Origin of the sequence: Candidatus Sarmatiella mevalonica (genome assembly GCF_016751895.1) — a bacterium.
Classification (GTDB): domain Bacteria; phylum Pseudomonadota; class Alphaproteobacteria; order Rickettsiales; family Rickettsiaceae; genus Sarmatiella; species Sarmatiella mevalonica.
The window spans coordinates 15,910-28,502 of the sequence record NZ_JACVVM010000005.1 but is presented as its reverse complement, the minus strand read 5'-3'; the positions used below and the strand labels follow the sequence as shown (position 1 = coordinate 28,502).

The 12,593-nt window shown below is 41.1% G+C and carries 8 protein-coding genes and 1 pseudogene; 6 read left to right on the top strand and 3 right to left on the bottom strand.

What is annotated here, in order from left to right; translation table 11 throughout:
* Both Sarmat_RS01005 and Sarmat_RS01000 read left to right on the top strand, forming a co-directional pair.
* The coding region (locus tag Sarmat_RS01005; protein WP_202148995.1) for a transposase at positions 1-242 on the top strand (242 nt) is incomplete at its 5' end.
* Between the two features lie 22 nt (positions 243-264).
* Complete coding sequence (locus Sarmat_RS01000; protein WP_202148994.1) at positions 265-405, top strand: transposase; 141 nt, start codon at positions 265-267, stop codon at positions 403-405.
* A 38-nt stretch (positions 406-443) separates the two neighbouring features.
* Here Sarmat_RS01000 and Sarmat_RS06755 read toward each other — a convergent pair.
* Positions 444-545: pseudogene (locus Sarmat_RS06755) on the bottom strand (IS481 family transposase); the annotation flags it as partial.
* A 24-nt stretch (positions 546-569) separates the two neighbouring features.
* Here Sarmat_RS06755 and Sarmat_RS00995 point away from each other — a divergent pair.
* The 3 genes from Sarmat_RS00995 to Sarmat_RS00985 all read left to right on the top strand — a co-directional run bounded on the left by Sarmat_RS00995 (position 570) and on the right by Sarmat_RS00985 (position 1,356).
* Positions 570-713: a hypothetical protein gene (locus Sarmat_RS00995; RefSeq protein WP_202148993.1), complete on the top strand. Its 144-nt coding sequence runs from the start codon at positions 570-572 to the stop codon at positions 711-713.
* Positions 694-1,005 carry a hypothetical protein gene (locus Sarmat_RS00990; protein ID WP_202148992.1) on the top strand — a complete coding sequence of 104 codons (312 nt, stop codon included), beginning with the start codon at positions 694-696 and terminating at the stop codon, positions 1,003-1,005. The genes Sarmat_RS00995 and Sarmat_RS00990 overlap by 20 nt, the downstream gene beginning before the upstream one ends.
* Positions 1,006-1,224: 219 nt before the next feature.
* The gene (locus tag Sarmat_RS00985) at positions 1,225-1,356 is read left to right on the top strand and encodes an IS630 transposase-related protein (RefSeq protein ID WP_202148991.1); all 132 of its coding nucleotides are present in this window, start codon (positions 1,225-1,227) and stop codon (positions 1,354-1,356) included.
* A gap of 523 nt (positions 1,357-1,879) precedes the next feature.
* Here Sarmat_RS00985 and Sarmat_RS00980 read toward each other — a convergent pair.
* Complete coding sequence (locus Sarmat_RS00980; RefSeq protein ID WP_202148990.1) at positions 1,880-8,251, bottom strand: autotransporter outer membrane beta-barrel domain-containing protein; 6,372 nt, start codon at positions 8,249-8,251, stop codon at positions 1,880-1,882.
* Between the two features lie 578 nt (positions 8,252-8,829).
* Positions 8,830-10,956 carry a hypothetical protein gene (locus Sarmat_RS00975; protein WP_202148989.1) on the bottom strand — a complete coding sequence of 709 codons (2,127 nt, stop codon included), beginning with the start codon at positions 10,954-10,956 and terminating at the stop codon, positions 8,830-8,832.
* Positions 10,957-11,011: 55 nt separating this feature from the next.
* Here Sarmat_RS00975 and Sarmat_RS00970 point away from each other — a divergent pair, with 55 nt between their 5' ends.
* Complete coding sequence (locus Sarmat_RS00970; RefSeq protein WP_202148988.1) at positions 11,012-12,424, top strand: bifunctional folylpolyglutamate synthase/dihydrofolate synthase; 1,413 nt, start codon at positions 11,012-11,014, stop codon at positions 12,422-12,424.
* The last annotated feature ends 169 nt before the right edge of the window (positions 12,425-12,593 follow it).

Sequence of the window (12,593 nt, the reverse complement as noted above, 5' to 3'; positions counted from 1 at the left end):
AGCGCCATATTGTTGTGGATACCTTGGGCTATCCGCTGAGCATTGACGTTCATAGTGCGACGCCCCATGACAGCAACTGTGCTAGGGAAGTCCTATTTGGCTTAAAGCAAAACTTTCCGAGGCTGGTAAAAGTTTTAGCAGATCGGGGGTATCAAGGTGATTTACAAAAATGGTTTTATGCGCATACGCAGGGGTGTTTGCTGAGCATTGTCAAGCCGGTAGACGGAACGAGGGGGGTTTAAGGTTCAGCAATGGCGGTGGCTTGTGGAACGCTCGTTTGCGTGGCTGGGTAATTTCAGAAGATTGTCCAAGGATTATGAGATTTCCCCTTCATCCGCTAAGGCTTTTGTTCAATTAGCTTTCACAAAAATTATGCTGAATAGGTTAGTTAAATGTTTTGCGTGACTGGTTCTTATTATAACAAAAATTACCTCATCTCGCAACGGTCCCTTGATCTTAGTCTTTCTATGCTCTATCTGATTCTCATTGCAAATACGCTCAAATATATGAGTAAAAGCATTTTTATGATGATCGTGATTGGTAAATTAGACCTCTTTCGAAACTCGCTCATGATGAGCAAATGCGAGGAGTATACGAAGCACAGAGCCACAGCGTACATGAAGTACGTGAGGACTCGAGCATCGACAGCGTCGCCACAGTTGCCATCAGGAGTAGAGTTAGGAAAGAGGTCTATTGAAAACGCAAGGTTTTAATATGAAAAATACTCACATCAAAGATCTTGAAAGATTAGCAAAATTACTTGCAGTTTTAACAATTGGATTTGTATTTACCGTAAAATTTGGGGTAATAAAAAATTTAGTAAAACCAATTAAAATTAAAAATCATAATCGTAGGTTATTTTCTATATTTTCATATGGACTTACTTTTTTAAGAAAAATATTAATGCAATCAAAATTCATCGAAATTTTTGATTTTTTCCTCAGATCTATTATGTCTAACAATCCTTTAAATTCAAAGCTTGAGCAACTATGTATCCGGTACTAAGGGAAAATGATGTTGAGCGCCGCAGCATACTCTAGTATATGAGGAGCGCAAAGGAGTTTTGACAACAAAATTACCCCACGGAATAGGTTATGCAAGAGGTCTATTATAAAAAACGGTCTAATGCAAAACCGACTGAATCCCATCAGAATTAGGACTAAAAAAACTAATCCAAAACAATTATAGTAATTTAGGTTGAATTAGATATAATTTTTCGTTATAATGAAAGGAAAAATGACAAGAAGCTATAGCAATGATTTAAGAGAAAAAGTAGTAGAATATTTAGAAGCTGGGAATAGTTATGGCCAAGCATCTAAATATTTAAAATACCTAATTCAACCTAAATTACTATAGTATCATTTTTACATATGAGTCAGATCATATAAGAAACTGCCTAAAACAGGCTAAATATAAGGCTCAATAGATATTAAAAGGATTTTGGATTATGACTCTACTATTGATTTCAATCTCTATTTTTCTCAATTATTACATAAATTGTAGAGCACTATGGGCTTACACTCGCATTCGTTTATTATTTATATTGAGTTAGGAATTTCATTTAATTCACTCTGTTCATTGCGCACCATTAAAGTCTTATACTCTTATACCATATCAGCATAGCATTCCTTAAGGCTTTTGTCCCGTTATTTTGAGATTTGATATAATATATGCTACCTTTGCAAGCGGTAAGTGGCATGATCTAGGATATGTAAAGAATAAAAAAACAAAGATAAATCCTTAAAAAGCCGTTACTGCAATTCACCTCAAACAACTATACACACACAAACAAAAACAAAAAATAATAGATGCATAAAAAATTTTACAGGAAATGCTAATTGTTGTACACAACGCATTTCCTATTCAAGGCAGTTTAAGATTAGAAATTCACGCGCGCCGTTATTTGCACGTTACCCCCTATATATTTTTTAGCACCTTGCATCCCAATGTTCAGACCTACATCAAGTCCACTTTTCAATTGTGCGTCAAAAATAAAACCAACGGAATACATTATGTTCTGATTCAGGGGAGCTGGCAATACCACCGGAGTGCCACCATCATATTGCACACTAGTTTGGGAGTGATTTTTGCTAAAAAATACTAATTGCGCAAATGCTCCGGATTTAAACAAACCGCTTACATTACTAACAGTATTGGTGTAATTACCACCCAAAGCGCCTTGGAACATAGTGGCGGCTTTAGTTTGCACGTTTCTGTTATTAGAAGTATCAGTTTCCAAATATGCAATCTTGCCTAATGACAACAAGCCTGCCGAGATATATGGCGTCCACTCGTGAGAGCCGCTTGCTATATTATACTGTCCTTTTAACTGTAACGCCACATTATTGCTATTGTATTTGTAATTTGCATATTCCTGCACAATACTTTCTTTCACTAACACGGTACGAGGAGAAACGCCCTTATTGAACGCAGCACTATAACCCACTAAACCAGACAATGTGACTTCTGGACATAGGTCATATTTTGCATATAAAGAACCCATGAAGTTACTAGCATCAGTTTTGGCGCCTTCGACAACCTTCGCATTAGGTTTAGTATCTAGAGCGATATAGCCTACGCTCATACCCATTAACAATTGATCGCTAACGTTTTTGTCGAAACCTACGAGGATACCCGCCTGAGAAGAGCGATATCCAATAGGATCATTCACATAGCTTCTTTGTTTTGATGTTCCGTAAAGAGGCTTGATCCACGCGGAGCTACCTCTGCGATTTCCATCATCACCAGCTGAAACACCGATCCTACCTTCATCAAATGCTACTACACTGCCAGTGCCAGACATTAGGGACGTATTGTCGATCATCATTGATAAATTAGCGATACTAGATTGATTTGCTTGACCCGCGCCAGTATATGCAAATTGAGTCATGACAACTGCAACGGTCTCGTCTTTCTGTTCTTGACTTAGATTTTTATTCTGCATCACTGCGTGCAGAGTATTCACAAGCTGCGCAGAGCCGCTATTTGGATCCGATACAGCTTCCTTATAGACGCGGGCTAGTAAATCGTCAGCCAAAATCTGCGCACTACTACCTAACGCCTTATCTATAGCTTCTTTAACAACCTTCTTCTCTTCCTCTGTAATAGGTGAAACTGGGTTAGAGCCTGATTTATCTAGTATTAATAAGCCATTACCGCCTTTTGCTGCAAATCTCATACCCACTATATTGTTTAAAACTTTTAGATCTATCTTGTTGCTTGCTGGGAAGGTGATTTTTCCACCATCCTTAACAGATAATACAAGCCATTCCGTGCCTAACTTAGAGGTAGCAGCGCCATCTTCGACCTTAACATTTATCACTAATTTCTCAAGCTCAGACAAATCAAGAGTAGAGCCTGTAGCCGCAATGATAGAGCCGAATGAGTCAGTATTGACCAACGTCAAGCCTAATGTTAATACATCTGTAGGTTTAGATTCTGCGTTCTGCATAGTTAAGGCATGACGCTCTAAATCGATTGTTGTGACGCCAGATATGTTCATCAAACCAGAAATAGTTGTAGCGTTAGAAAGAACGAAATGCCTATTGGCCATGGCCAACTCGGTGGCATAGAACGCGCCTGAGATAATATTTTGAGCGCCATGTGCAAAGGTCATCCTTTCAAAGGCAGCATTAGCCGTACCAAATTTACCACTGATCGAACAAGTTTTTGATGCAGGATTCTCCTTCTCATTAGCATTGTTTTCAATTCCACCAAAAGTGATAGATGTTTTTGCGCCCTCTGCCACAGCAAAAGTACCTGATATACGCAGAGCATCTATATGCACGAGCGATGAGCCCCGAATTTCTGCTGTATCTACTATCACTTCCTCTCCAGACAGTACCACACTGCGAGGTACGTCTATCACTAAATTCTTCACATTAATCTTCGCGTTACCGATAGGATGACCAGCCACAAGTTCGTCAGTTTTAATGATAAGTGTGCCTAGCCTTTTGTCAGCTTTACCAAACTGCTGCACCGCAATTTTAGTATCGGATTTATTAAAGTCGATGTTTTTCTGATCAAATACCACGACACCAGTACCATCTTTATTAGAAGCTATTAACGGCACTTCAAGATTAGAGGTTTTAATCACCAACTGCGTGCCATCATTTATCATAATGCCACCCTTCTTGATGCTCACATCCCCAATCATTTCTTGAGATGTTACGAGGTTCAGATAAAATTCATTATCTGCGCTAGATATCACGTCACAATCCCCTATTTGCGCAGAACGCAAGGTGAGAGTAGTAGCGACATTGACATCGCGCAGAGGTTCATAACTTAATTGTTCAGCCACCACTGCACCTTTAAGTTCAACATCTTCATGACCAACCAACACAATTTTCGATAAAGTCCTGCCAGCACCTGCGCCAAAATTACATGTTGAAACGATTGGCGTGATGTTATTTAGTACAACAGTACCGCCTGCACTGTCTGTATTAGGCACAACATGCGTAAAGAAAGAATCGACCGAAAAGTGCAACCGAGCATTAGAGTCAAGCTGTACAAGATCTGCGTAAGCTTTGCCAAGAGTTACATTAGCCGGGTTTGCCCCACTCTCGATAGAAATAACCGTAAGTGGCTTTGCGCTAGCACCGATGCTCGTAGATATATTCGCTTCACCACTAGCTACGATGCATAGCTCTACTTGGTTCTTAGTATCAGAAGTAGAGATAGTACTACCAGCAGGTAAATCAGAGTTTATTTTAAGAAGAGAGGCGTTAGCCATATCTATAGCTAGCGGCAAAACAGTTGCGTTAGCTATAGGGTCTGCAATGGCAGCTCCGGTTATTAAGGAGGCAGCGCCAGAAACTTGAACGTTTAACTTTTGCGGCCCAGTATATTCTTTTGCAGAAGTGAAGTTGCCAAAGGCGTAATTCACATACTCCCTAGCTTTAAGATTTTTATTACCAGCTAGGATGAGAGTAGACTGCTGCGTACCTGAAACTTGAACATTTGCCACAACGGTTGTTTGGTTAAACTGCGCTTGTGCTGCATCTAGATTTAATGCGCTTAAACCACTAACTTTCGAGTCTTGAGTTATTGCGCCTATGGCACCAGTAGATTCGAATTTCACGCCTTGCACTGTTAAAACGCCAGAGTAGCTTTTATCGGCGCCAGCAGCAGGCAGGTTGAGTTTTTGTAATGTTAAAGCTGTAGTAGGCGCGGTAGCTGTTGCTGACACAAAGCCTAAAGTTGATGAGGCACCCTCTAAGGTAGCTTCAGGAACGCTTGATGCAAAGAATGCCTGGCCATCATTGGAAACTTTAATAATGCCCTTAACTCCTTCAACAACGTAGCTTTGGCCGCCGCTAACTTCTAGCTTTCCAGTAATCTTTCTTAATACTAACTTACCACCGCTTAACTCCACATCTCCCTTTAGTTCAGATAAAGGCGCGATGAACAAGCCGCCCGTCACGTTTAAAACAGGGGTAGCAGCCGCAAAATCGTTAATCACGAATACACGACCGGCACTAGTGATTGGTCCAACTATGCTAACAGCAACAACCTGGGAATCTGGGTTGTATAACTTAACTTCACCAACAATCTTTGGCGGCTGTAGCTTCTTCAGATCATTAGCTGCAGCAGTTAGACCTGCAATACCTTGTGACGCATAAGTAGTAAACGCAGCTACATCAAAATTTTGAGGGGCTATTAATAATGGATTATCGGCAACATCTTGCACAATACCATTAATATCAATATCTGACTTTGTTCTAATTGCCAAACCCGCGATGTTTTTACCAGCAGCTAACGTAATTGCGGCGTTTGCAACTAAAGACCCAGCGCTCACCTGAGATGAACCGGAGTATAGGTTAGTTATTGCGCCTGTAACGTTGAGCGTGAGAGTTTGTCGATTAGGATTAGTTGGATCGGTAATAAAGCTTAGCTCGCCCAAAGAAGCAGTGCCTATGATTGTTGCGTTTAGATCTATAGGGCCAGTAGTGGCCAAGCCAAAGGCCGAAGATCCAACTTTCGTAGCATTAGCAGCAAATGTTCCGGTAACCTTAGCATTGCCACTTCCAACAAATCTTATTGTGCCAGCGCTCACATTTGCAGCAGTAGTGGAGGCAGTAATATCAGCGCCAGAGTACCCAACAAATGTGATGCTAGAAGAAGCGTTATTTAATGTTATATCTCCCACTTCAGTAAACGCACCGCCAGCAGCGCTATGGCGTAGTACCAAAGAGAGCGTACCATGATTATTTGGCTGTGTGTAGGTGAATGGGGGGGCGGCGGCGCCGCGCATACCCTCCACAACTAACGTTCCGTGCTTATTGGCGGACACTCCAATCTTGGTTTGATCCAAAGCGTTTGTATTAGGCACTACTAAGATAGCCGTTGAAAAATCAGAGCCTGCTACGGCAGAGCCTGCTAAAGTCCAGGTAACACTAGCTATATTTGCGGCATCAGGGCCTCCTGTATAGCGGAAGATACCGCTAGAAATGAAACCGGTTACTGGATTTAATCCATCATTTACCGAGCCAGCAGAGGCATAGCTACCTTGAACTAACTGCACGCCTTTAAGACGCACGTTTGCATCCCCAGCAAAACTAGGGCGATTGAGCTTAAAGGTGCCTTCATCTAGAAAAGAGTTTGGTGTAACAGCTGATATATCCAAGTCTACCTTTAATATAGGCCCATTGCCAGTGGAATAATTGGCTCTTGCGAATGCGGGATCGTCATTCACATATTCAGCAACTGTATGGGCGGCATTGCCCAAAACTGTAACCCTAGTAGAGTTATAAAGATTGATGTATGGTAATGTTACGTTTGCTGCTGCAGCTGCATTGATAGTGGTTTTGTTGTTAATAATCAAACTCCCTGTCGCTAGCCTTGTAGTACCAGTATATAAATTAAAAATAGTAGTACCACCACCTAAAAGTGCATCCCCGGTGATTAAAGCGTTGGCAGCGTATTGCGTGATTTCTAAGGTACCAGTAGCCTCTTTAACAGACCAAACGTCACCAGTAATTTTAGTAACATGAATTTTGGTATAGCCGGCATAATGCTGCGCTACTCCTTGTGGGGCGTTGGCAGTAACGGCGGTTAGCACAGACCCCATGCCAATACCAGCATAGCCTGCGTAGGTACCCACAGCCATTTCTGCGTTCCTAAAGAAGTTCATCTCAAGCATCTGCTGCGCTGGATGGGCAAGAATTAAACCCAAAGCATTATTTGCTCCCCAAGACTGCGCGTTAATTGTGGCTTTTTCGTTGTTTGTAATATCCACCTTGAGGTCTACAGACGCCACTAATCCGCGGATAGCTGCGCCGGGTGCTGAAGTAGCAGCAAACGTTATCCCCGGGACATTTCCGCCGGGGATGTCTGTGTTTACTGTAACACCAGTACCCATCGTCCAAGAGCCATCAGGTCTGTTCCCTACTATATCAGAATTTTTCTCCGCCATGTTAATGAATGCAATGGCGGTGGTGCCGGCGGCGCCAGTTAAGGTGACGCCTTTAAGGGCGGAGTATATATTCCTTGCCCCTTTATTATTAAATGGAGCAGGTGTGCCGTTCGCCGTTGCTGCCTTAGTAGTATACACGGAACCAGTATTTGGCACAGCACCATCGAATATTAATGCAGAGCCTTTGTCCATTTTATTGGCGGCATAGGTTAAATTTGGCAATGGTGGCAAGAGCATGCCAGCCTGCGATGCGTAATCAGAGTTTTGGGATGCGTCTAAAACCACCGTCACTCCATTGTCGGGAGCTAGCGTTGCTGGTGCTACCAGCACACTACCAACAGAACCTACCCTCCAAACATTTTTGTTAAGTGCGAGACCTGTTCCAAAGGTAACCGTCTTTGAGGCATCCGCGCCAACTGCTAAAACATTGCTGCGCCAGTAAAAGTTAGCTGCATTGGTAACATCGCCAGATGCGTACGAAACGTTTTGGTCGCCTACGAATATAGCGAGTACGCCGTTGGGTGACCTTTGCGCTTCAGGGAGCTTAATGTTGTAATTAGCCCAGCTACTTCCATGAAGAAATTCAGTAGCTACAGGAGGCACTGCGGTCGTATTCCAATAAACCCCATCACCATTGGCTAGCTGTCCGGTTGCGGCAATCGTAACAGCGCCCCCCGGGTTCACGCCGAAAGTGACATCTGCAGTTACAGTTGCAGCCAAAGCATCAGCCCCACCCACAGCAAGCGCTGCAAAAGTGAGCGTTTGAGCTGCGCACTGCGCATATTGATTTTTTCTGTTTCTTTTATTTTTTTGATTTTTCATTTTTATATATTTCATATTTGCACCTTTAAGCATATTGTTTTGTAAAAAAGCTAATCTGACCTTATAAGTTTTTCTTACTCAAAATTTTATCCATCCACCCAGCCACTGCATCAAGAGCCATCAAATGCACCATTTAACACGCACCCTTTTACAAGCAACTGATATGTTTTTAAACACACATTTGAAACAAACATTGATATTTTTTTTAAATTGATAAAATTAAAAACATAGACACAAACCTATCTAAACATACAAGACCAGCAGTGATGAATAGATTATAGCAAAGCTTCTTAAAATATCAAATACAAAGCTGAAGGTTGTGGCAAGAAATTCATCCTATCACCGCCCATAAACCTATATAAACAACAAGGGGAGTATGGATAGATAAAATAAATCTATAGCAAAAGCTGAACAAAGAAAATAGCATGAGATAGCCATTTCTTAAACAAATTACAGCTATAACATGCGCCGCCTTGTCTATTTTTATATAGTAGTATCACATCAAAATAAGTGTGTATATTAAACAACATTTTTTATCAGACTTTACTCAAAATCAACGCCAAGCATAAAATTTTCAATTTTTTGGAAAAATTTTAAACTGCACTTTCCATAACGGCGGGCATTAGGAGAAGATAAGGGCAATGGCGTGTGGTTTGGTTATTATCATCTCTCAAGGACCTGATTAGAAACAATTTGGAATGATTCATCACTACCGAAAGGAAGTAGCTTTGCAGCAGTTTACTGCTTTGCGCTAAACTGTGGTTTAACCAAAAACCTTGGTCATCATTAAAATTCCATACAGCATCATTAAAGTCTGGAATGATGATAGCATCGTATGAATTAAACAACAACTGCTCTAGATTAACCGCAAATACGCCTTGGCCCTGCTGCGCCGCAATGCGCGTGAGCTGCGTTAAAGAATTATATGGACGTTGTTCTTTTAATAATTCTAAAACAAAATTTGCGAATGCACTATCATCTTTGTAGCCTGCGCTGAAATATTTGTCATTAGTTAAGCCAGAAGATTGGCATAGTGCTAACATTTGCTCTATTATTTCTATAAAATCCTCCCCCCATTTAATATTAAACACAACACTCGCCATCTCTAACATTATTTGTAATATCTGATCGAAGCGCTCACGTGGTTTAGCTAGCAGTGTAGACAGGTTACGTAGGTCAGTGATGATTTGATCGCAATATTGGCTTGGTATATCTGGGCTGGAAGAGATGAGCTCTATTAACCTTAACCCAAACTCTACTCCTGATGGCAACTGTGGCGACGCTCCGATGCGCAAGTCCTCACTTAACTTCATGTACGCTCGCGGCTCTGTGCTTTCATTTGCTCCTCGCATTTGCTCATCATGAGCGAGTTTGGAAGTAGTAGCAATATCTTTCGCAACTGCAAGATTATTGCGATTTGCGAATAGTAAAAACGATTGCGCATATTTTTTGTTGATAGATGGGTTGCAGACTAGCTTAATAAAGCGCGACAAATTAAAATGCGGGGAGGAGGCGAGATGAGATAGATGAATGAGTATGTTATATTGATGATCGTGACTGAGCGTATTTAAACTCAAGTCTATAATATTATGCTTTTTGGCCAAGATCAGCTTTGCTAGATAGCTAGTTTTAGCCGCGCTATTTTTTATCAACAACGCGATGCGATTACATCCTTCCTGCGTTAATTCTTCTATAATCTGTGCAATTTTGTTACCCTGGTACGCAACCGTTTGGCAAGTGAGATATTTAAATGTAACGTGAGTATTTTCTGCGTTATAGAAGAAGTTATTAACCCACGTTGCCTGTGTAATCTCGTAGGGTTTTTCACGAAACTCCATCTCTGATGGTAATGCTTGCGTCGCTTCTAAAGATTTTATGGGGGCGATGTTATGGATGGTTTTGAGCAGTGCATGCATGGCGCATACTATGTTTTGGTTAGAGTTGCTAGAATAATCTGATGCAGAATGCGGGGGTTTTAAATCATCGCCCGTCGCCGCTTCAAGCTCTGCGCAAGGTATATTAAGAGCAGATGCATCTAATAAGGGCGGGAGAATGATGTGCGCTTGTGGTTGATGCTTATGCGCTAAGTCTGTAAAAAAATCTATCAGCAATTTATTAGTGGGTAAAATGCCAGCAATAATCAGGCGTCGATTAGCATCCTCTGCCAGCCATTGCTTTTGCGATAATAAATTGATTTTATATTGTTCGGCAATAGAAATGCGCGAGGTTAAGCGCTGATTAAATAGAGCGAAAACTTCTTCTAAAAACTCATAGATGATAGTTTTATGCTCCGCTCTTTCTATCGCCCGCTGTTCTTGCAGTAACTGAGCAAAATTATTATTCTTTTGAGAATCATACCAAAACAATAGCAAATCTTTACTTAATGCAAAAGCCTGAGTAAAAGAAAGATACTCCTGAATTGATTGCTGCTGGCAAATTATTTCGGTTAACAGTAGCCTTTCTTCTATAAAAGAAGTGGGGGGGTGGTTACTTGCCGCCTTTTTGTTTTTTTCTGAATAAGCATGAAAATCTATGGCGTAGAAAGCGCTAATATTGGGCATATCAAGCTTAGCGCCAAGATGAGCTAGTGCCTGCACTAAATTTGCGCATAATTGATGATTAGGCAGAATAACCCTTGTTTTTTGTGGCTTATAGCTTTGCTCAAGTAACCTTGTAATGCAGGAAAGTAGTTGAGTATGATGGGGGATGGTGTATAGCATAAACTAAGTAAAATATAATCACGCAATTATTTTATTGACAAATTCAATATAGTATATGATGTCCAATCTATTTGATCATATTTCTTGGGTGCACCATCCACATCAACTCATTAAAAAATATGATTTGCAAAAAATGCGAGCTATCTTAGCGCTATTAGGCAACCCGCACATGCACCTACCACCAACTATACACATAGCTGGCACAAATGGTAAAGGTTCAACGCTAGCTACCATGCGCTCTATTTTGCGCTGTGCTGGATATAAGGTGCACGCCTACACCTCACCTCACTTATTAAAAATAAATGAACGTATTGTGATTTCTGATGAGATGATATCTGATGAATATTTCGTGCAACTTGCGGGGGAAGTAGAAGATGCTAATAAAAAACTACAGGAGATTGAGCAAGAAGATTCTATTAGTTTTTTTGAAGGTATCACGGCGGTGGCTATGCTAGCATTTGCTAGGCAGAAAGCAGATGTTTTATTGTTAGAAACCGGTATGGGTGGTAGGTTAGACGCAACAAATGTAGCGCATCCAATTGCGAGCGTCATTACCGCTATAGACTTTGACCATACGCAGTATTTAGGGGATACCTTAGAAAAAATCGCGACTGAAAAAGCTGGGATTTTTAAAAGAGATAGCTTGGCCATTGTGGCGCATCAACATGATTGCGTTAAGGAAAGATTGAAGCAGCTTGCCCATAAGGCGGGGGTGGGTAGGCTATTGCTATATGGTAAAGATTATTGGATTAGCTCTGATAAGGATTCTAATGCCTATTTTTATTACCATCAGAGTTTTAATAGCGCGATGGATGGGCGATGCGAATTGCCAGGCCCCAATTTGGCTGGGGAGCATCAGAAACTTAATACATCTACTGCTATTACTACTCTTTTAGCGTTGGAACACTATTTCCCATCTATTAACATGGAGTGCATTGAGCATGGTTTGCACGCAATTGAATGGCCCGGCAGGTTGCAGCTACTCAATCCGTCATCTTATTCTCATTTATGCTCTGAAAACACTCGCATATATTTGGATGGCGCACATAACGAGGCTGGGGCGGCTGCGCTGGGTTGCTGGCTGAGAGATTATAATAAGGAGTGGGGTACGGAAGATGAGCATAGAGTAAATAAGCATAAAATATATATTATGTATGGCTCTATTCATGGTAAATGTAGCAAATCTTTTTTTCAGAAGATTTTTGATGCCTTGGATGGTGATGTGGGCAATAATTGTGAATTGATTATATATAGCGTTCCTATTTTATGTGAAGATCGCGCGCGTCCTGCTGATGATATTTATAGTGAATTGTTGGAATTTGCGGGTTGTAGAGCGAGATGTGAGGTGGGTGGTAGTATTGCAGATATTTTGCAGAGAATAGATGCTGAGAGTGAATGTGGAACTTGCGCGTTATTGGTGGTGACCGGATCGTTGTTTTTGGTGGCGGATTTTTTGGCTTTGATGTGAATTATACTCTTTTGCAATAGACCTGCTGCATAAGTGATGATGAATTTTTCCCTTATTCTTGGGCCAGAGTTTTCCTTTTTTCGTATGGGCTATACAAAGCCATTTTTAAGATTGACCTCTGGCATAACCTATTCCGTGGGGTAATTTTGTTGCCAAAACTGTTTGATAG

Coding starts and splice junctions, on each gene's coding strand:
- Sarmat_RS00975 (WP_202148989.1), bottom strand. CDS start 10,956: ATGCTATACACCATCCCCCATCATACTCAACTACTTTCCTGCATTACA.
- Sarmat_RS00970 (WP_202148988.1), top strand. CDS start 11,012: ATGATGTCCAATCTATTTGATCATATTTCTTGGGTGCACCATCCACAT.
- Sarmat_RS00985 (WP_202148991.1), top strand. CDS start 1,225: ATGAAAGGAAAAATGACAAGAAGCTATAGCAATGATTTAAGAGAAAAA.
- Sarmat_RS00995 (WP_202148993.1), top strand. CDS start 570: ATGATGAGCAAATGCGAGGAGTATACGAAGCACAGAGCCACAGCGTAC.
- Sarmat_RS00980 (WP_202148990.1), bottom strand. CDS start 8,251: ATGAAATATATAAAAATGAAAAATCAAAAAAATAAAAGAAACAGAAAA.